This is a genomic window from Nocardia sp. NPDC001965 (assembly GCF_053594175.1).
Genome location: NZ_JBSFDZ010000006.1, coordinates 197,251 through 216,765 on the forward strand (window position 1 = coordinate 197,251; position 19,515 = coordinate 216,765).

Genomic DNA, 19,515 nt, shown 5'->3' on the forward strand with positions numbered 1-19,515 from the left:
GAGCTGGAGTTATTCGGCGATCACCGAAATCGACCAGGGGACTTTGCTACCCAAAGCGTCCTCGGTGAGGAGCACCGACCTTCGGAGGGCGTTGGGTTCAGCAACTCCCCTGGGCCGCAAGAGGTCACCTTCATGACGAAGGCGCCTTCCGTGGGCACATTTTGGGCACAACTTACCCGGATTTAGGGTGATTTACCCTGATCTAGAGTGATGTCGATTTCAGCATATTGCCTGTTAGACGCCCATTTGCTGAGGTCCGGGCGCCTCCGGCGGTGGGTCGAGCCACCACCGCCGGAGGCTATTCGGGTGGTATCTGCACTACGAGTACTACGGCGACAACAGCGCGGGCGCTCGGCGTCCCGGCGGGGTTCAGAACAGGTGGAGCGCCTGCGCTGTTGTCGCGTAGTCGGCGGCCGGTACGGTCGCCGGTTCCGCGGCCTTCCCTGCCGCCGCGGAGGTTTCGGAGGCCGCCGGGGCGACCATGGTCATTCGGTTCGTCGGCGCCGAGGCCGCCGCCTTACGGGCGGCGGCGCCGGCCAGTGCGTCGGCCTGTTCGTTGAAATAGTTCCCGACATGGCCACGTACCCAGCGGAAACGCACCGGTCCGGGACGGCCCGCGATGACGTGGTCTATCTCGCGGATGATCTCGACGTTCTTGACCGCGGACCCGCTCGAAGTGCGCCAGCCGTTGTTACGCCAGTTCGGCAGCCATTCCGACGCGCATTTGATGGCGTACAGCGAATCGCTCTCGATCAGTAGCGGATCCGATCCCGGATGGGCCCGGACCGCCTCCAGTACAGCACGCAGTTCCGCGATCTGGTTGGTACCCGATGCCGCGCCGCCGCTCTCCGCGCCACCCGCGTGATCCACCCACGCCCAGCCGATCGCTCCGCCGGGGTTTCGCAGACACGATCCGTCGGTACTCACGATGATCATGGATGTACCCTACGCAAGTCGGCCGACAAGATCGGTACCGTGGAATTCCTCTATCGCCCTGCGCAATCGCGATTCACTTCGCCTCAACACCCGGCGCAGCAGCGCGTCGCGCGGCCGATCGCGCAGGATCGCGGTGATTCCCCTGGAGCTGGGGTAGTCGAGCTCGGTGGTCAGTACCGAGCGGCCGCGGCCGAGCGGGTCGAATCGCAGAGTCAGCTGTGCGCTGAGGAGCCCGCCGGTGAGGAGGTAACCCAGTACGGCGTCCTGACGATGTTCGGCGATCTCGCAGTGGAGTACGGGCCGCCAGGGGCCGAGCCGATATCGGATCTCGTACCGCGCGCCGATACCGCGCTCCGGATCGCCCTGCCGAGTGATCTCGGTGGCTCCCGCCATCCAGTTCGGGATGGACAGGGGGTTGTCGGCATAAGCGAAGGCGACGGTGATCGGCGCCGTCACGTCGCTCGCGTATTTGATGAAGCCCACGGGCCCTCCCTCCACGGCTGCCCGACAAAAGTACTATAGCTTTCCGTTTTATTTCAGGCAGTTGAGGATTCGATAGCCGTAGGACACCATGTGTGACAAAGGGCCGAAACGCTCGGAGAGCGTATCAGAGCAGGTGGCGGCCCGGCGTTGCCGAACAAGTGGCCTCGACACTCGAGACGAGTGTCACAGCTGAGCCGGTGGTGTCGCATCCGTGACCGCGGCGGGGTTTCGGCGACCGCGCCGGGGGTACCTATCACCCGCCGGCGAGCGCCGTACTCCACTGCCGTGAGTGCCCATCCGGCCAACGATGTCCGGCTGCCGCGGGAACCTGGTGTGACGCTCGTCGGCTCTCCGCTCAGTCCTGCCGGATCGGCTCCCGGCCGCTGCCCGGCGGCCCGGCGAAGGCCTGGGCGATGGTGAGCCAGCGGGCTGCCTCCGGGCCCGTCGTGTGCAGCGCCAGATCATCGGGATGCCGCCGCTGGGTGACCAGCAGGCAGAAGTCCAATGCCGGGCCGGTGACCCGTTCCGGTGCGTCCTCGGGGCCCCACGACCACAGTTCACCCGAGGGCGCGCGCAGTTCCGTCCGGAACTCCGTAAGGGGAACGGGCAACTCCCGGACGGCATACGCGAAATCCCGGGTCCGCACGCCGATATGTGCCACCGAACGCAGTCGCTCGGTCGGCGTCCGGTGGATTCCGAGGGCATCGGCGACATCCTGGCCGTGCGCCCAGGTCTCCATGAGGCGGGCGGTGACCATCGAACCGGGCCGCATGGGCGGGCCGAACCAGGGCACCTTCGCGGTGCCGGGTACAGCGCGCAGTGCCGTGGCGAGTTCGATCCGGCCGCGCCGCCAGCGCTCGAGCAGTTCCGGCGGCGGTGTGGCGGCGGCTGCCTCGGCTGCCTCGTCCACGAAGGTCGTCACCCGGGCCGCGGCTTCGGTCAGCAGGTCGGTGAATGCGGTGCCGTCGGTGCGTGCGTCGGTGGCGGCCAGCGCGGCCACTTCGTCGGTCCAGGCGAGATGCCCGATCTGATGGGCGACGGTCCAGCCCGCCGCGGGGGTGGGGCGGGCCCAATCCGGCTCCGGCAGTCCCACGACCAGGCTCTCCAGGTCGGCACTCTCCGCGGCGAGGTCGCGTAGTAGCGCGTCCAGATCTGCCATCGGTTCCTCACCTCCGTCGCACACGGCATCGTGCGCGGTTCAGCATTCCAGCGGCGCGAGAAAAATACAAGCACGCTTGCTTGATTTGATGGGCGCGGACGCGCGCTACCGAGAACCCGGGTGTGCGGAGCGCCTACCAGCCGAAGAGAAGAAGGTGGGTCGCGCCCACCAGCAGCCCCAGCGCGGCGCCGTGCAGATAGAGCAGCCAGGCGTCCTGCTCGACCGAGGCGTAGAACATCTCCATGAACTCGCCGGGGGTCAGCAGTTGTAGTTTGCGAGCTGCGAATTCGTCGATGTTCTCGGCCTGCTCCCGGATGAAATCGGCGTCCTCCACCAGTGAGGGCGCCAGTCCGACGGCCGCCCCTGCCGCGCCGACCTTCAGGTTGTCGAACTGCTGTCGCCCGAACGCGGCCCGCACCACCGAGGTGGTCCGGCCGAGTTGCCGGTGGATCTCGTCGGAGATGAGCTGCTCCAGCAGCAGCCGCGTCTTGTCGCCGTTCGGTCCGTTGAGCAACTCGTTGGAGAGATTGGGGAGCGTGAGCACCTGATACGCGAGAATATGGGCCAGATCGGTGGCGGCCTGCGGCTGCCGTTTGGCCAGCAGGGCCTGTTTCCAGATGTATTTGTACCGGGGCTGCGGATCACCCGGGGTGAACACCACCCGGACAGCGATGATGTTCACCACGACACCGATGAGTGCCGACGCGGCCAGCACGATCACCCAGGACGGAATCCAGCCCCAGACCGGGATATCGGAATGGATGTGCAGGTAGAGCGCCAGCAGCAGACCGAACGGGGCGCCGAGCAGGCCGATCCGCACCATGAACTTCAGTTCCGGCGCGGCGATCGTGGTGGTGAGGTCTTTGAGGATCTCCGGATTCTCCTGGAGATACCGGATCACGAAACCCTTCACGTCGACGAGCTGATCGACGTTGTCGCCGAGCGAATCGAACGCCCGGCCGGTGAGTTCCGGTAATTCCCGTTCCACCCGCTGATAGATCAGTTGCCGCATCGCGCGGGGTACGGCATTCCAGAGATCGGGGTTCTCCCGGTTCATCACCTCGTCGACGATGCTCTTCACCTGTTTACGGGCGAGCGCCGCGACATAGTCGGCTATACCGTCGAGATCCAGCTCGTGGATGAAATCCCGGGGGCTGCCGATTCGGAGCAGGGCCTTGTCGACACAGATACTCGCCATCTTCTCGGCGCGCGCCGGAATGAACCCCTGGAAACCCAGCCGCGACCCGTCCTCGGAAAAGGTCGGCAGTACCTGGACACGGCGCGGTAGATACGGGTACAGCACGTCGAGACCAGGGATTCGGATTCCACGGAACATCAGCGGCCAGAACAGCATGAGCACGCCGGTCCAGTTGGTGAGCCAGCCGGCGGCGGCGCTGAATATCGGGAAACTGATCAGATCGACGACGAACTTGCTCTGACCGGTGAGTTCTTCCCAATTGATCAACACTCCGGACGAGAGTGTGATCATCGCGCGCTCCCCTGTGGCCGGATCGGTGTTCGAGATGATCACATTGTCATCGGGCCGTCCCGGGTGTCAATCAGGGCTCACCGCCGCCGCGCGGCCCTCGCCGGCTGTGCCGCGCGGCGGAAAACCGGAATAGGGTGCCGGAATGAGCAACCCCGAGACCTCGGTACTCCCCGCCTTCCTCGATGCCCTGGCCACCGGGCAGCTGGAAGTGATCGATCTGACCACTCCGCTGAGCAGTTCGACCCCGGCCCTGCGCCTGCCCGAACCGTTCGCGAATCTTATCGATTTCAGTCTCGAGGAGGTCAGCGCCTATAACGAGCCCGGCCCGTTCTGGCGGCACAACAACATCCACACCGGGGAACACATCGGCACTCATCTCGATGCTCCGGTGCACTGGGTGACCGGGCGCGACGGAGACGATGTCTCGCAGATTCCGGTGCGCCGGCTCGTCGGTCCCGCCGCTGTCCTGGATCTCACCGGCGCTGTCGCCGCCGATCCGGATCATCTGCTCACGATCGGTGAGGTCCAGGCGTGGGAGCAGGAACACGGCAGGCTGACCGAGGGAACATGGCTGCTGCTGCGCACCGGCTGGGAGTCGCGCGGCGGTTCGGAGGCGGAGTTCCTCAACACCGACGAGACCGGCTCGCATACGCCCGGGGTGGCATCCGACTGCGCGCGCTGGCTGGCCACCGAACGGTCGATCACCGGTCTGGGTGTCGAAACCGTCGGGGTGGACGCCGGTCTGGCCGGTGGTTTCGACCCCGCCTTCCCGGTCCACCACTACTTTCTCGGGAACGACAAATACGGTCTCACCTCGCTGCGCAACCTCGGCCGCCTGCCCGCGGTGGGCGCGATGCTGGTGGTGAGCCCGCTACCGATCGTGGGCGGCACGGGTAGCCCGTCGCGGGTGCTGGCGGTGCTCGATCGCGGCAGCGCGGGCGCATGACCGCCGCGGGATCGGCGAACCCCCCGCTGCCCGCGGGAACCGAACATGTGGTCCACGGCCCGACAGTCGCCGATGTGGTCGGCGGGGTGCTGGCCGATCTGGGTGCCGGGCACTGTTTCGGGGTCGTGGGCAGCGGCAATTTCGTGATGACCAACGCGCTGCGCCGGGCCGGGGTCCCGTTCACGGCCGCTCGGCACGAAGGCGGCGCCGCGAGTATGGCCGATGCCTACACGCGGATGTCGGGCCGGACCGGGTTGGTCTCGGTGCATCAGGGCTGCGGGCTGACCAACGCCATGACCGGGATCGGTGAGGCCGCCAAGAGCCGGACGCCGATGATCGTGCTCACCGCGGACAGCCCGGCCGCGGCCCTCCGGTCCAATTTCCGGATCGACCAGGACGCACTGGTCCGGGCCGTGGGCGCGGTGAGCGAGCGCGTGTACTCGGCGCAGACCGCGGTCGCCGATGTGACCCGGGCGTTCCGGACGGCAACGACTCGGCGCCGGACGGTGGTCCTCAATATCGCGATCGATATCGCCGCCGCATCCTGCACCGCGGGCGGGCCGGTGGCGCTGCCCGCGCCGCCGATCCGGGTGAGACCGGGTATCGAGGCGGTCCGCAGACTGGCCGAGGCGCTGCGTGCTGCGCGCAAGCCGGTATTCATCGCCGGTCGCGGCGCCCGCCACGCCGGACCCGCGATCGTCGCGCTGGCCGGGGCATGCGGGGCGCTGGTCGCCACCTCGGCCGTCGCCAACGGGCTCTTCGCCGACGACGAGTTCGCGCTCGGTATCTCCGGGGGCTTCTCCTCGCCCACCACTGCCGAGTTGATCGCCGCCGCCGATCTGGTCGTCGGCTGGGGCTGTGCGCTGAACATGTGGACCACCCGGCACGGACGGCTGCTCGGCGAGGGTGCCCGGATCGTGCAGGTCGACGACGATATCGACGCCATCGGAGCGCACCGCCCGGTGGATATCGGGGTACTCGGCGACTGTGACACGACAGCCCGCGATGTGCTGGTGGAGTTGCGGTCGGCCGGCCCGGACGAGGTGACCGGTTACCGCACCGCCGCGGTCGCATCCCGGATCGCGAGCAGCGGCCGGTGGCAGGATGTACCGGTGGTGGCTTCCGCCGCGGGCGATCGGATCGACCCGCGGGAACTGACGATCGCACTCGACGAGATGCTGCCCGCGCAGCGTATCGTCTCGATCGACTCCGGGAACTTCATGGGCTATCCCGCGACGCATCTGTCGGTGCCCGACGAGAACGGATTCTGTTTCACCCAGGCGTTCCAGTCGATCGGGCTGGGACTGGGCACCGCCATCGGTGCGGCATTCGCGCGGCCCGACCGCCTGCCGGTACTGGGTGCCGGCGACGGCGGGTTCCTGATGGCGATCACCGAACTGGAGACGGCGGTGCGCTGCGAACTGCCGCTGGTGGTGATCGTCTACAACGATTCCGCCTACGGCGCCGAAGTGCATCACTTCGGGGACGCCGACCACGGCGCGGTGACCTTCCCGGAGACCGATATCGCCGCTGTCGCCGAGGGGTTCGGCGCGACGGGCGTCACCGTTCGATCGGTCGGCGACCTGGCAGCGGTGCGCCGATGGCTCGACGACCGGGGCCGGACGGGCCGGGCGCGCCCGCTGGTCCTCGACGCGAAGATCACCGACGACAACGGTGCGTGGTGGCTCGCCGAGGCGTTCGCCGGACACTGACCCGCCCCGGACGGGGCTTCGGTTTCCGGCCTGCCGGTACCGGCCGGGCCCGGCGTTCGGTGTCGCGGTGCGAGGATGGGTGGGTGGTCGATGTAGTGAGCAGGAACCGGGTGACGGTGTCGGGCCGTGCCGACGGGCCGACCGTGGTGCTCGCGCACGGGTTCGGCTGCGACCAGGGCCTGTGGCGGCTGGTGATCCCGCTGCTGGAAGAGCAGTTCCGGGTGGTGCGGTTCGATCATGTGGGGTCGGGACGGTCGGATCTGTCGGCCTGGGAGCCGGGACGGTATTCGACCATGGCGGGCTACGCGGAGGATCTCCGGCAGGTGTGCCGGGCGGTCGGACCGGGACCGGTGGTGCTGGTCGGCCATTCGGTGGCGGCGATGATGGGTGTGCTGGCCGCCGCAGCGGAGCCGGATCTGTTCCGGGGACTGGTGTTGCTGGCGCCGAGCCCTTGCTTCATCGACGACCCGGCCACCGGGTATCGGGGTGGCTTCAGTGTTGCCGATATCGAGGAGTTGCTCGATTCGCTGGATGCCAACTACCTGGGGTGGTCCGGGGCGATGGCGCCGGTGATCATGGGTAATCCGCAGCAGCCCGAGCTGGCGCAGGAGCTCGAGAGCAGCTTCTGCCGCACCGACCCCGAGATCGCCCGGGTGTTCGCCCGCGTCACCTTCTTGTCCGACAACCGCGCGGATCTCGGGGCGGTGCAGGCTCCGACGCTGGTCGCCCAGTGTTCGAACGACGCGATCGCCCCCTCGGGAGTGGGGGAGTTCGTCCGGTCGAGCATCCCCGGCAGCCGGTTGGTGACCCTGGCCGCGACGGGGCACTGCCCGCAACTGGCCGCCCCTGAGGAGACCGCGGCGGCGATCACCGATTTCGTGCGCGGTTTGTGACGATCATGGGCCGCGCGGAAGGGCCGGATCGTGATCGCCCGGGGTCGCTGCCCGCGGATCCGGAGCAGCGCGCCGAATTCAGCGCGCTGTTGGAGGATGATGTCGAGGACCTGTACGAGAACGCGCCGTGCGGATACCTGTCCACACTGCTGGACGGTCGTATCGCGAAGGTCAATGCCACGCTCCTGGACTGGCTGGGTTACCGCCGGGAGGAACTGGTGGGTCGCCGCTACTTCAGCGATCTGCTCACCGTCGGTGGCCGGCTCTACCACGAGACGCATTTCGCGCCGCTGCTGCGGATGCAGGGTCAGATCAGCGGTATCGCTCTGGAAATGCGGGCAGCCGACGGGTCGCGCTTACCGGTGCTGGTCACCTCGACGGTCAAGACCGCAGCGGACGGGCACGGACTGCTTATCCGCAGCACGGTCTTCGACGCCCGGGAGCGCCGCGCCTACGAAACGGAGTTGCTGCGTGCCCGCCGGGAAGCCGAACAGGAGCGTGAACGCCTACAGCGCCTGAATGTGACGCTGCAGCGCACCCTGCTGCCCTCGGCGCTCGAACCGGTCGCAGGGATGGATATCGCCGCCCACTACCACGCCGCCTCCGCCGACGAGGTCGGCGGCGATTTCTACGATGTGTTCCCCATTTCCCCGAATACGTCGGGATTCTTTCTCGGCGACGTATGCGGAAAAGGCGTGGTCGCCGCCACGCTCACGTCCCTGGTCCGGTACACCCTGCGCGCCGCCCCGGTCCACGACCCCGACCCCGCCGCCGTGCTGACTCACCTCAACACGGTGATGGTGCGCGCGTCACCGCCGGGCACCGTTCGCTTCTGCACGGTTCTCTACGGCCAGTTCACCCTCGATACCGGTGATCCCGCCGGGCCGCGTGCCGCGGTCACGATGGCCGCCGGTGGGCATCCCCCGGCCCTGCTGCTGCGGGGTGACGGCAGCGTCGACTATCTGCACACCCACGGTGGGCAGTTGATCGGCGCGCTCGCCGACGCCACCGTGGTCACCCGCTCGTTCACGCTGAGCCCAGGCGATACGTTGCTGCTGTATACCGACGGGTTGACCGAGGCCCGGACCCCGGACGGTTTCTACGGGGAGCGCGCCCTGCTCGACTTCGTCCGCGCGCTGGCTCCGGCCACGGCCACGGCCACCGTGGCCGCGCTGAAGGAGTTGCTCGCCACCTTGCGCTCCGGTGTCACCGACGACACGGCCCTGCTGGCCCTGCACCTCCGACGCGGCTGATACCCCCGATTTCCGTCGCATTGCCCCGGCTTCGCCGTGGGCGAACACCGGGACGGAACAAAGCCGAATGCGACGAAGTTGAGTGGGAGTAGCTCAAGTATTGGAGGTTGTGTTCGTGACTACACCACTGAATCTTCCGGTGCTGTTCCTGACCGATCCCATCGTGCTCCCCGGGATGGTCGTGCCGATCGAACTGGACGAATCCGCCCAGGCGGCGATCGACGCAGCGCAGGCCGCGAAGACCGGGACCGTACTGCTGGCCCCGCGGCTCACCGAGGGTTATGCCGCCTACGGCGTGATCGCCACCGTCGAACAGATCGGCCGGATGCGCGGCGGCGCGGCGGCCGCGGTGCTCAAAGCGGAACGGCGCGCGAAGATCGGGCACGGTGTCACCGGACCCGGCGCGGCGCTGTGGGTGGAGGCCGAACCGGTCGAGGTCCCCGCCGCCGACGGCCGCACCCGCGAACTGGCCGAGGAGTACAAGAAACTGGTGGTATCGGTGCTGCAGCGTCGGGAGGCGTGGCAGATGGTCGATGCGTTCAACCAGCTCACCGATCCGTCCGCCATCGCCGATACCGCCGGCTACGCCGCGTATCTCACCGATGAGCAGAAGCGCGAACTGCTCGAGACCCCGGATGTCGCGCAGCGGCTGAACCTGCTGATCGACTGGACCCGGGCCCATATCGCCGAGGCCGAGGTCACCGAGAAGATCGGTGACGAGGTCCGCGAGAACATGGAGAAGAGCCAGCGCGAATTCCTGCTGCGCCAGCAACTCAACGCCATCCGCAAGGAACTGGGCGAGGACGAACCCGACGGCGCCGACGACTACCGCGCCCGGGTCGAACAGGCCGAACTGCCCGACAATGTGCGTGAGGCGGCGTTGCGCGAGGTCGGTCGCCTGGAGCGGTCCAGCGATCAGAGTCCCGAGAGCGGCTGGATCCGGACCTGGCTCGATACCGTGCTGGAACTGCCGTGGCAGGTGAAAACCGAGGATTCCGCCGATGTGGCGGCGGCTCGGGCCGTGCTGGACGCCGATCACCACGGCTTGGACGAGGTGAAGGATCGGATGGTCGAGTACCTGGCGGTGCGGGCGCGACGGGCACAGCGCGGCCTGGAGGTCGTGGGCGGTCGTGGGTCCGGCGCGGTACTGGTCCTGGCCGGCCCGCCCGGTGTCGGCAAGACCTCCCTGGGCGAATCCGTGGCCCGGGCGCTCGGGCGCAAATTCGTCCGTGTCGCCTTGGGCGGGGTACGGGACGAAGCGGAGATCCGCGGCCATCGGCGGACCTATGTGGGCGCGATGCCCGGCCGGGTCGTCCGCGCGATCAAGGAAGCCGGATCGATGAATCCGGTCGTGCTGCTGGACGAGGTCGACAAGGTCGGTTCGGATTTCCGCGGTGACCCCGCGGCGGCCCTGCTCGAGGTGCTCGATCCGGCGCAGAACCACACCTTCCGCGATCACTACCTGGATCTGGACCTCGATCTGTCCGATGTGCTGTTCCTGGCCACCGCCAACGTCATGGACACCATCCCCGGCCCGCTGCTGGACCGGATGGAAGTGATCACCGTCGACGGATACACCGAGGACGACAAGGTCGCCATCGCCCGCGACTTCCTGCTGCCCAGGCAGCTGGAACGCAACGCGCTGACCGCCGAGGAGGTCCGGGTCACCGATGCGGCGCTGCGCGAGATCGCGGCCGACTACACCCGGGAAGCCGGGGTGCGACAGCTGGAAAGGCTGATCGCCAAGGCACTGCGTAAGGCCGCGACCCGGTTGTCGGAGGTCGCCGTGTCCACGACGGCACTGACCATCGATATCGGCGATCTGAAGGACTATCTCGGACGGCCGCGTTTCACCCCGGATTCGGCGGAACGCACTGCCGTACCCGGTGTGGCGACCGGACTGGCGGTCACCGGTCTCGGCGGCGATGTCCTCTACATCGAGGCCAATACCGCAGCCGGGGAGCGCGCCCTGACGCTGACCGGTCAACTGGGCGACGTCATGAAGGAATCGGCACAGATCGCGCTGACCTATGTGCGCTCGCACCTCGGTGAGATCGGGATCGAATCGGCTGTACTGGACGGAAATCTGCACGTCCACGTTCCGGCCGGGGCGGTGCCGAAGGACGGGCCGTCCGCCGGTGTCACCATGGTCACCGCGCTGGTGTCGCTGGCGCTGGGCCGGCCGGTGCGCTCCGATGTCGGAATGACCGGCGAGGTGACGCTCAACGGCCGGGTGCTGCCGATCGGCGGGGTGAAGCAGAAACTGCTCGCCGCCCAGCGCGCGGGGCTGAAGACGGTGTTCATTCCAGCTCGCAACGAGCCGGACCTGGACGACGTCCCCGCCGATGTGCTGGCCGATCTGGACGTTCGTCCGGTGGGCGATGTCGCCGAGATCCTGGCCTACGCCATCGAACCGGTCCGCGAACCGGCCCTCGACGGCCGGGCCCTGGCGGCCAGCGCCTGATCCACGGTCACGGGCCGCGGTGCTCCTTCGGGAGCGCCGCGGCCCCGTCGTATCCGACCCTTCTTTCGGCCGATCCCGGTCCACGCCCATCCGCGGTGCCGACCCACCCGAATTCCGTCCGGCAATGTTCGCGGTGCGGCCGCAGCGGTCGTCCTGGCTGAAAGTGATGGGAATCCATGAAGAGCATGCAAAGCGGTGTGCTTGCGGCGGCGGTCGTTTCGGTTGCCGCCCTGCTGGGGTCGACGGCGTGTTCCACCGACGCATCGAGCGATTCCGCCGCTCCGGCCACGAGCAGCCCGATGGCGAACGCTTCGGCCGCCGGCGATCCCGCGGCCGGTCTGGTCGGACCCGGTTGCGCGGACTACGCGGCGCAGGTCCCCGACGGGGCCGGTTCGGTCGGCGGTATGGCGCAGGACCCGGTCGCGGTGGCTGCCTCGAACAACCCGATGCTGAAGACCCTGGTACAGGCGGTATCTGGTCAGCTCAACCCGAAGGTGAACCTGGTCGATACGCTCAACGGCGGCGAATTCACGGTGTTCGCCCCGGTCGATTCGGCGTTCGCCGCCGTCGCTCCGGCGACGATCGAGAGCTTGAAGACCGATTCCGAAACTTTGACGAAGATCCTCACCTACCATGTGGTTCCCGGCCGGATCGCGCCCGCGGATATCGCCGGTGACCACGCAACGGTCGAAGGCGCCAACGTCGCGGTCACCCGGAAGGGCGAGAACATCGAGGTCGGTGACGCCTCGGTGATCTGTGGGGGTGTGCAGACCGCCAACGCCACGGTGTACATGATCGACAAGGTCCTGATGCCGCCGGCCTGAGCCTTTCGGATGCGTGTGCCGGGTGAGTGCACCAGACTGTCGGCATGATGCGTTGTGTTCGGCACGGTGATCTGAACAACAACCCGGGCGGCGAACCGATCCCGGCCGCGGCCGGTGGCGAATGCCTTGCCATGCAGTCGAGGGCACGATCATGACGAATCGGCCGGGGTCCGGCCCCGGACCGATCCGATTGGCGGATTCGGAGACCGAAGACGCGGCGGCATGCTCGGTCCGCACCGACGGTCACGACGACCGGGCGACGCAGCGGCGCCTCGCCGACCTGCTGTCAGCGGCCGGCGAGGGCGACCGGGAAGCGTTCACCAGCTTCTACCGCGAGACCAGTCCCCGGGTATTCGGGCTGGCGCGGCGGATCCTGCGCAGCCCGGCCGCAGCCGAAGAGGCCACCCAGGAGGTGTACCTCCAGGTGTGGTCCGCGGCCACCCGCTACGACCCGGACCGGTCGAGCGCCATCGGCTGGTTGATGATGATCACCCACCGGCGCGCGGTCGACCGGGTGCGAGCTGAGGAATCGGCCACTGGACGGGAGATCGTCTACGGGCACACTCATCTGGGACGCGATCACGACATCGTCTCCGAAACGGTGGATCAGCGCCTCGACGAAGAGGCGGTCCGCGCCTGTCTCGAGGTGCTGACCTCCACCCAGCGTGAGGCGGTCGCTCTCGCCTACTACAGCGGGCGCACCTACCGCGAGGTGGCCGACCACCTCGAATCTCCGCTACCCACGATCAAGAGCCGCATCCGCGACGGACTGAAGCGGCTCCAGAACTGCCTGGCAGGGGTTGCCTCCGATGCCTGATACCGCCCCACCCGATTCGCCGGAGAACAGCGGCGACCTACTGGATCTCGCGGTTCCCTATGCCCTCGACGCGGTGGCCGCCGCCGAGGGCACCGAAATCGAACAACGTTTGCGGACCGCCGATGCCGAGACCGCCCGGAGATTCGACGACACCGTCCGAGACGTCCGGGAAGCGATGGCGGCACTGTCGGTTCTCGACGCCCAGATGCCCCCGGCCCGGATCGAAGCGCGAATTCTCGCGGCACTCGATCGGGCCCCGGGCGCCCGATCCGATGTAAGGCAGACCCCGCGACCCGGTTCGCCGCATGAGGAGACGAGCGGTCCGGCCCCGGTGGGCGCCACCGACGAACTGGCTCGCGTCCGCGCTCGTAAACGGGCGCTCTCACGCCGCTGGGCAGTACTCGGTGCGGCCGCAGCGGTGGTGGTCGCGATCGGTATCGCGATCGGTGCGGGTGTGGTCGCCCAGCGCGACGGCGAACCAGCCGGGACCGTGACCGCGCAGGAGGTGCTGAACCAGCCCGACACCCGGACCAGCAGCACCCGCATCGGTACCGACGGCATCCTGACCGTCCACGTATCCGATGCGCTGCACGCGGCCACCGTCTCCTTCGACGCGACACCGGCGCCGCCGCCCGGCAGCGACTATCAGCTGTGGCTGATCGATGCGAGCGGGACACCGCGTTCGGCCGGGGTGCTGACCGATCTCCCGGGTGCGAGTGATCCGTACGTCACCGAGTTCACCGGTTCGGATCAGCTCGCGGTGACCCTGGAACCCGACGGCGGGTCACCCGCGCCGACCAGCGATCCACTCGCGGCACTGACCTTGGGCTGAGCTCGCCGTTCGGTCCGAGGGGCTCTTCCACGCCGCGGCCGGGAGTGACACCATCCGCAGTAGGGGTTGCGACGAATTCCCAGCTGCCGGGGCGCCCCGCTCCGACGGATGAACGAGGACGCTCATGCAGAAAACGACGAGTTCGGCCGGTGCCACCGGCTCGGATCAGCAGGACCGGCGCGTCGTCGGACGGGTCGCGGCGGGACTGAGCGGTCTGGTGGCCGCCGCGGTCGTCCTCGGCGTCGGCGAACTGGCCGCGGCCCTGATCGTTCCGGAGGCCTCGCCGTTCGTGGCGACCGGGGCGACCGTGGTCGACCACACCCCGCAGGTGTTGCGTGAGTTCGCTATCGAACAGTTCGGCACCCGCGACAAACCGGTCCTGTTCCTGTGCATGGGCGCGGTCATGGTGGTGCTCGCCGTTGTGGCGGGACTGCTGGAACGCCGTCGCCCCTATGGCAGTGCGCTGTTGGCCGGGCTCGCGGTGGCCGTCGGTATCGCTGTGCTCCAGCGTCCCACCGCCACCGTGGTGTACGCGGTGCCCATTCTGCTGGGAGCGGTGGCCGGGGTGCTCACGCTCCGGGTCCTGATCTCGAAGGCGCCGCGCCGGATCGCGGCGGGGGACGAGTCCGCCGGGGCGGGCCCCGGTGCGGACGGTGTCGAAGCGTCGCGCCGGCGGTTCCTGGGGTGGGCAGCCGGCGCCGTCGTACTCGCCGCCGGGTCGGCCGCGGTGGGGCGGTGGGCCGGGGAGCGGACGCGGGCGGTGACCGCCGACCTGCGGCGGTTCGTGGTCCCGCGTCCACAGATCGCGGCCGCGCCCGTGCCGCCGGGCACCGATCCGCCCGTGCCGGGAATCACCGAATTCATCACCCCCAACGACACGTTCTACCGAATCGATACCGCCCTGCGGATACCCGCGCTGACCAGCGAAGATTGGCGGCTGCGTATCCACGGCATGGTGGAGCGCGAAATCGAGCTCACCATGGCCGATCTGCTGCGACGCCCGGCGGTGGAGAAGGTGATCACCCTGACGTGTGTGTCCAACGAGGTCGGCGGCGATCTGATCGGCAACGCGACCTGGATCGGGTACCCACTCGCCGATCTCTTGGCCGAGGCCGGAGTCCGGTCCGACGCGGATATGGTGCTGTCCACCAGTGCCGACGGCTTCACCGCGGGGACGCCCGTCGCGGCGCTCACCGACGGCCGCGACGCCCTGCTCGCAGTGGGCATGAACGGCGAACCGCTGCCGGTCGCGCACGGTTATCCGGCCCGGATGGTGGTGCCCGGCCTCTACGGATACGTCAGTGCCACGAAATGGGTGGTCGATCTGGAGATCACCAGATTCGATCGGGCCCGGGCGTATTGGACCCGACGCGGCTGGTCGGCGCTCGGTCCGATCAAAACGGCCTCCCGTATCGACGTTCCGGCCGCCTTCGGCAGCGTCACTCCCGGCCCGGCGACGGTGGCCGGGGTGGCCTGGGCCCAGCACCGCGGGGTCGCCGCCGTAGAGGTCCAGGTCGACGACGGGCCCTGGCAGCCGGCCGAGCTGGCGCCGGAGTATTCGCTGGACACCTGGCGTCAGTGGACGTGGCGCTGGGACGCGTCGCCCGGTTCGCATACGCTGCGGGTCCGGGCGACCGACGGAACGGGCCGGGTGCAGACCGAGGAACGTGCCGATCCGGTACCGGACGGCGCGACCGGCCGGCATACGCGGACGGTCACCGTCCGGTGACGGTGACCGCCTGTCCGGTCGTCCGCTACGCGACCGCCGGCGCCGGTTCGTCGGCGAACTGGGTCCGGTAGAGCTCGGCGTAGCGCCCGCCGGCGGCGAGCAATTCGGTATGCGTTCCGCGTTCCACGATGCTCCCGGATTCGACCACCAGAATCTGGTCGGCCGCGCGCACGGTGGACAGCCGGTGCGCGATCACCAGGGCGGTGCGCCCCTGGAGCGCCTCGGTCAACGCCGCCTGCACCGCTGCCTCGGAGGTGGAGTCGAGAGAGGCCGTCGCCTCGTCCAGCACCACCACGCGCGGCTGTTTGAGCAGCAGCCGGGCAATGGTGAGTCGCTGGCGTTCCCCGCCGGAGAGCCGGTAGCCGCGTTCCCCGACCACCGTTTCCAGCCCGTCGGGCAGCCCGGCGATCAGCTCACCGAGGCGGGCGCGCTCCAGCGCGTCCCACAGCTGCGCCTCGTCGGCCTCGGGGGCCGCCAGCAGCAGATTGGCCCGGATGGTGTCGTGGAACAGATGTCCGTCCTGGGTGACCAGGCCGACGGTCGCCTGGATCGAGGTGGTGGTGAGTTCGCGGATATCGGTGCCGTTGAGCCGGACGGCACCCGAATCCACATCGTAGAGTCGGGAAACCAATTGTGCGATGGTCGATTTACCGGCGCCCGAGGAACCCACGAGGGCGATGAGCTGACCGGGTTCGGCCCGCAGGGACACCCCGTGCAGTACTTCCTCGCCGCCGCGGGTGTCCAGTGTCGCCACCTCCTCGAGGGAGGCCAGCGAAACCTTGTCCGCGGCCGGGTATCCGAACCGCACATCGTCGAGTTCCACGGCGACGGGCCCGGTGGGTACCGGTCGCGCATCGGGTGCGTCCTCGATGAGCGGTCGCAGATCGAGCACCTCGAAAACCCGCTCGAAACTGACCAGTGCGGACATGATCTCCATCCGGGCGCTGGCGAGCGCCGTGAGCGGTGAGTACAGCCTGGTCAGCAGCAGGGACAGCGCCACCACGGCGCCCGCGTCCAGCTGCCCGCGCAGTGCGTACCAGCCGCCCAGACCGTAGACGAGCGCGACGGCCAGCGCCGAGACCAGTGTCAGAGCTGTCACGAATACGGTTTGCAGCATCGCGGTGCGCACCCCGATATCGCGGACCCGTCGTGCGCGCAGGGCGAACTCGGCCGACTCCTGGGCCGGACGACCGAAGAGCTTCACCAGGGTCGCGCCCGGCGCGGAGAATCGCTCGGTCATCTGGGTACTCATCGATGCGTTCAATCCGGCTGCCTCGCGCTGGATATCGGCGAGCCGGTCACCCATCCGCCGCGCCGGGATCACGAACACCGGCAGCAGGAGTAGTGCGAGCAAGGTGATCTGCCAGGACAATTGGAGCATCACCACCAGGGTGAGGGCCACGGTGACGATATTGGCGACCACACCGGAGAGGGTGTCGCTGAACGCGCGCTGCGCCCCGATCACATCGTTGTTCAACCGGCTGACCAGCGCGCCGGTCCGGGTCCGGGTGAAGAACGCGATCGGCATCCGCTGGACGTGATCGAAGACGGCGGTCCGCAGATCGAGGATCAGGCCTTCGCCGATTCGCGCCGACAGCCAACGGATGGCCAGGCCCATTCCGGCGTCGAGGATCGCGAGCCCCGCGATGGCCAGCGCGAGCAGGATCACCGTGCGGGGTGGCGATCCGGCGAAGATATCGTCGACCACCCGGCCCGCGAGCAGCGGTGTGGCGACAACCAATACCGCGGCAGCGACGCTGAGCACCAGGAAGGCGATCAGCCGCCGCCGGTGCGGCCGGGCGAAACGAAGAATCCGCCGGGCCGTGGCCGGGCTGAACGACCGTTGCTCCTCCGGCGCGTGCATGCGCCGGTACATCTGGTCCCAGGCCACCGATTCCATGCTCATCTGACATGTCCTTCCGCTCCGGAGCCCGATTCAACTCCAGTGCACCGACACTAAAAGCTCAACCATCATTGAGGTCAAGGACTTGTCGGTCAGGCCTCGCCGGTACCGGATACCTCCGCGATCGGCGCGAGCTCCAGGCGGACCCCGAGCAGCCGGACCGGACGATCCAGCGGGAAACGATCCAGCACCCGCAGCGCCGCCTCGACGACGGTGGGGATATCGGTGGTGGGCTCGGGCAGTTTGGACTGTTTGCTGCGGGTGTAGAAGGTGCTGGTGCGCACAGTGATCGCCACCCGGGTCGCGGTCCGGCCCGCGGCGGCGATCTCGGCGGTCACCTCGGCCGCCAGCCGGGCGACCTGCGCACCTATCTCGGCACGGTCCTCGATATCGCGGGGGAAGGTCTCCGACCTGCTGCGGCCCACGGCCGGCGGTGGTTTCGTCACCACCTCGGTATCACCGGCACCGCGACCCAGCACCCACAGATACGGGCCGTTGGCCGGGCCGAACTCGGCCGCGAGCCGGGACCGGTCGGCGGCCATCAGACCTCCGACCGTATGGATATCCGTCTCGGCCAGCCGGGCCGCGATCCGGCTACCTATTCCCCAGAGCGCGTTCGTCGGCCGATGTGCCATCACCGCTGACCAATTGGCCGCGGTGAGCCGGAACATCCCGTCGTGCGCTCCGGGCGGGTCGTCCGCGGTATCACCCGATTTCCCGACCGATTTGGCGAAGCCGGTGGCGAGTTTCGCGGTGAGTTTGTTGTCACCGATACCGATCGCGCAGGTGAGGTCCAATTCGGCGATCGAGGCCCGGATCGCCCCGGCCAGCTCTTCGGGATCATCGGTATCGGCCGCCACGAACGCTTCGTCCCAGCCCCAGACCTCCACCTGGTCGGTGAACTCCCGCAACCGCCCCATCACCTCCTCGGACGCCTCCTCGTAACAGGGGACGTCCAGCGGCAGGAACACCGCGCCCGGGCATTTGCGCGCCGCCGACCGCAGTGCCATCCCGGCCCGCACCCCGAAGGCTCGTGCCGGGTAGGACGCACAGGTCACGACCTTGCGCGGTTCCTCCGGGTCGCCGTTTCCGCCCACGATCACCGGCTGCCCCCGCAGTTCGGGATGGCGCCGGAATTCCACCGCGGCCTGGAATTGGTCGAGGTCGACGTGCAACAGCCATCTGGCCACGTCTCTGTCTTACTCCACCGGGGTGACAAGGAGGGGGATATCGGAGCCGCTCGACCCGCTCGGTACGGACCGTCCGGAACTCACGGCCTGTCGGGAGACCCGTCCGCCGACCCGGGGAGCGGCGGGGCGCTCAGCTCGGGTGCGACCCGATGCTCGATGGGTTCGGGCCGGGCGGCGGGCGTCACCGCCAGGCCCCGCAGACTGGAGAAGGCCGCCACAGAAGTCGGCCCACCGGCGGACTGCGGGGAGTTCGGGCCGGTGGTTTGCCGGCTCGGGTTCTGCTCGCCGGCCGTACTCTCGACGGATTGGGTTTCGGTTTTCGCCGGCTGCCCGGGAGGGCTCGGGGCACCGCTCTCGGTCTTGCCGCCGGGTTCCTGCGCCGGGGCAGCGGCGCCACCGTCGCCCGCGATCGGAGTTCCTGTAGCGGGAGTTCCGGCGGCCGGAGTCCCGGTGGCGGGACTCCCCCCGGCCGGAGTCCCGGTATCAGGGGTCCCCCCGGCCGGGGTCCCGGCGCCAGGGGTCGTGCTCACCGGTGTACCGGCCGAGCTGGACGGGGAACCCGACGAATCACCGGCATCCTGGTTGTCGACGGCGTCGATGATCGCGGCGGTGGCCTCACCACCTGCCTTGATGATCTCGTCGAGATTACCGGCGAGCCCGCTGACCGCGGTGATCATATCGGGGATGGTCCCGGTGATATTGCCGATCGCGGTCACCATGTTCGTGATCTCGGTCGGCGTCCAGGCCCCGGAAGTATTCGCCGCCGGGCTTCCGGTGGATGCGGGTGTTCCGGTGGATGCGGGTGTTCCGGTGGATGCGGGTGTTCCGGTGGATGCGGGTGTTCCGGTGGATGCGGGTGTTCCGGTGGATGCGGGTGTTCCGGTG

Annotated in this window: 16 protein-coding genes and 1 pseudogene; 10 read left to right on the forward strand and 7 right to left on the reverse strand. The window is 68.5% G+C overall.

The features are described 5' to 3' along the window. Window positions 1-369 precede the first annotated feature (369 nt). The 4 genes from ACWCPQ_RS12545 to ACWCPQ_RS12560 form a co-directional block, all read right to left on the reverse strand. Entirely contained in the window at window positions 370-936 is a 567-nt protein-coding gene (locus ACWCPQ_RS12545) for a ribonuclease H family protein (protein WP_449897707.1), read from the reverse strand. A gap of 9 nt (window positions 937-945) precedes the next feature. Further along, window positions 946-1,419, reverse strand: a complete 474-nt coding sequence (locus ACWCPQ_RS12550) for an SRPBCC family protein (RefSeq protein WP_449897708.1) — start codon at window positions 1,417-1,419, stop codon at window positions 946-948. A 355-nt stretch (window positions 1,420-1,774) separates the two neighbouring features. Beyond that, the gene (locus ACWCPQ_RS12555) at window positions 1,775-2,578 is read right to left on the reverse strand and encodes a TIGR03084 family metal-binding protein (protein ID WP_449897711.1); all 804 of its coding nucleotides are present in this window, start codon (window positions 2,576-2,578) and stop codon (window positions 1,775-1,777) included. A gap of 133 nt (window positions 2,579-2,711) precedes the next feature. Continuing rightward, on the reverse strand, window positions 2,712-4,067 hold the full coding sequence (locus tag ACWCPQ_RS12560; protein WP_449897713.1) for a hypothetical protein: 1,356 nt from the start codon (window positions 4,065-4,067) through the stop codon (window positions 2,712-2,714). 142 nt (window positions 4,068-4,209) lie between these two features. On the opposite strand from ACWCPQ_RS12560, the gene ACWCPQ_RS12565 reads away from it, so the two are divergent. The 9 genes from ACWCPQ_RS12565 (at window position 4,210) to ACWCPQ_RS12605 (ending at window position 15,537) form a co-directional block, all read left to right on the forward strand. Further along, window positions 4,210-5,013 (forward strand): cyclase family protein, encoded by an 804-nt coding sequence (locus tag ACWCPQ_RS12565; protein ID WP_449897716.1) that lies wholly within the window; start codon window positions 4,210-4,212, stop codon window positions 5,011-5,013. After that, entirely contained in the window at window positions 5,010-6,725 is a 1,716-nt protein-coding gene (locus ACWCPQ_RS12570) for a thiamine pyrophosphate-binding protein (RefSeq protein WP_449897719.1), read from the forward strand. Before ACWCPQ_RS12565 ends, ACWCPQ_RS12570 begins: the two co-directional genes overlap by 4 nt. 83 nt (window positions 6,726-6,808) lie before the next feature. Further along, on the forward strand, window positions 6,809-7,618 hold the full coding sequence (locus tag ACWCPQ_RS12575; RefSeq protein ID WP_449897722.1) for an alpha/beta fold hydrolase: 810 nt from the start codon (window positions 6,809-6,811) through the stop codon (window positions 7,616-7,618). A 2-nt stretch (window positions 7,619-7,620) separates the two neighbouring features. Continuing rightward, on the forward strand, window positions 7,621-8,871 hold the full coding sequence (locus ACWCPQ_RS12580; RefSeq protein WP_449897885.1) for a PP2C family protein-serine/threonine phosphatase: 1,251 nt from the start codon (window positions 7,621-7,623) through the stop codon (window positions 8,869-8,871). Between the two features lie 175 nt (window positions 8,872-9,046). Next, window positions 9,047-11,335, forward strand: coding sequence for an endopeptidase La (lon, locus tag ACWCPQ_RS12585; protein WP_449897887.1), 2,289 nt, complete (start codon window positions 9,047-9,049; stop codon window positions 11,333-11,335). 176 nt (window positions 11,336-11,511) lie between these two features. Next, the gene (locus tag ACWCPQ_RS12590) at window positions 11,512-12,159 is read left to right on the forward strand and encodes a fasciclin domain-containing protein (protein ID WP_449897724.1); all 648 of its coding nucleotides are present in this window, start codon (window positions 11,512-11,514) and stop codon (window positions 12,157-12,159) included. Between the two features lie 151 nt (window positions 12,160-12,310). Further along, entirely contained in the window at window positions 12,311-12,976 is a 666-nt protein-coding gene (sigK, locus tag ACWCPQ_RS12595) for an ECF RNA polymerase sigma factor SigK (RefSeq protein ID WP_449897727.1), read from the forward strand. Beyond that, entirely contained in the window at window positions 12,969-13,808 is an 840-nt protein-coding gene (locus ACWCPQ_RS12600; protein ID WP_449897728.1) for an anti-sigma factor, read from the forward strand. The genes sigK and ACWCPQ_RS12600 overlap by 8 nt, the downstream gene beginning before the upstream one ends. 124 nt (window positions 13,809-13,932) lie before the next feature. After that, window positions 13,933-15,537, forward strand: coding sequence for a molybdopterin-dependent oxidoreductase (locus ACWCPQ_RS12605; protein WP_449897731.1), 1,605 nt, complete (start codon window positions 13,933-13,935; stop codon window positions 15,535-15,537). A gap of 25 nt (window positions 15,538-15,562) precedes the next feature. On the opposite strand, the gene ACWCPQ_RS12610 is transcribed toward ACWCPQ_RS12605, so the two are convergent. The 3 genes from ACWCPQ_RS12610 to ACWCPQ_RS12620 form a co-directional block, all read right to left on the reverse strand. Beyond that, window positions 15,563-17,443 (reverse strand): ABC transporter ATP-binding protein, encoded by a 1,881-nt coding sequence (locus ACWCPQ_RS12610; protein ID WP_449897733.1) that lies wholly within the window; start codon window positions 17,441-17,443, stop codon window positions 15,563-15,565. 89 nt (window positions 17,444-17,532) lie between these two features. Continuing rightward, window positions 17,533-18,630, reverse strand: a complete 1,098-nt coding sequence (locus ACWCPQ_RS12615) for a DNA polymerase IV (RefSeq protein ID WP_449897735.1) — start codon at window positions 18,628-18,630, stop codon at window positions 17,533-17,535. 80 nt (window positions 18,631-18,710) lie between these two features. Next, window positions 18,711-19,307 carry a hypothetical protein gene (locus tag ACWCPQ_RS12620; RefSeq protein ID WP_449897738.1) on the reverse strand — a complete coding sequence of 199 codons (597 nt, stop codon included), beginning with the start codon at window positions 19,305-19,307 and terminating at the stop codon, window positions 18,711-18,713. 7 nt (window positions 19,308-19,314) lie between these two features. Between ACWCPQ_RS12620 and ACWCPQ_RS12625 the strand changes: the two are divergent. After that, window positions 19,315-19,515: pseudogene (locus ACWCPQ_RS12625) on the forward strand (beta-xylosidase); the annotation flags it as partial.

Bases quoted from the DNA above. Each gene is read 5' to 3' on its own strand.
- ACWCPQ_RS12545 (WP_449897707.1), bottom strand. From the start codon at position 936: ATGATCATCGTGAGTACCGACGGATCGTGTCTGCGAAACCCCGGCGGA.
- ACWCPQ_RS12555 (WP_449897711.1), bottom strand. From the start codon at position 2,578: ATGGCAGATCTGGACGCGCTACTACGCGACCTCGCCGCGGAGAGTGCC.
- ACWCPQ_RS12560 (WP_449897713.1), bottom strand. From the start codon at position 4,067: ATGATCACACTCTCGTCCGGAGTGTTGATCAATTGGGAAGAACTCACC.
- ACWCPQ_RS12565 (WP_449897716.1), top strand. From the start codon at position 4,210: ATGAGCAACCCCGAGACCTCGGTACTCCCCGCCTTCCTCGATGCCCTG.
- ACWCPQ_RS12570 (WP_449897719.1), top strand. From the start codon at position 5,010: ATGACCGCCGCGGGATCGGCGAACCCCCCGCTGCCCGCGGGAACCGAA.
- lon (WP_449897887.1), top strand. From the start codon at position 9,047: ATGGTCGTGCCGATCGAACTGGACGAATCCGCCCAGGCGGCGATCGAC.
- ACWCPQ_RS12590 (WP_449897724.1), top strand. From the start codon at position 11,512: ATGAAGAGCATGCAAAGCGGTGTGCTTGCGGCGGCGGTCGTTTCGGTT.
- sigK (WP_449897727.1), top strand. From the start codon at position 12,311: ATGACGAATCGGCCGGGGTCCGGCCCCGGACCGATCCGATTGGCGGAT.
- ACWCPQ_RS12600 (WP_449897728.1), top strand. From the start codon at position 12,969: ATGCCTGATACCGCCCCACCCGATTCGCCGGAGAACAGCGGCGACCTA.
- ACWCPQ_RS12605 (WP_449897731.1), top strand. From the start codon at position 13,933: ATGCAGAAAACGACGAGTTCGGCCGGTGCCACCGGCTCGGATCAGCAG.
- ACWCPQ_RS12610 (WP_449897733.1), bottom strand. From the start codon at position 17,443: ATGAGCATGGAATCGGTGGCCTGGGACCAGATGTACCGGCGCATGCAC.
- ACWCPQ_RS12620 (WP_449897738.1), bottom strand. From the start codon at position 19,307: ATGATCACCGCGGTCAGCGGGCTCGCCGGTAATCTCGACGAGATCATC.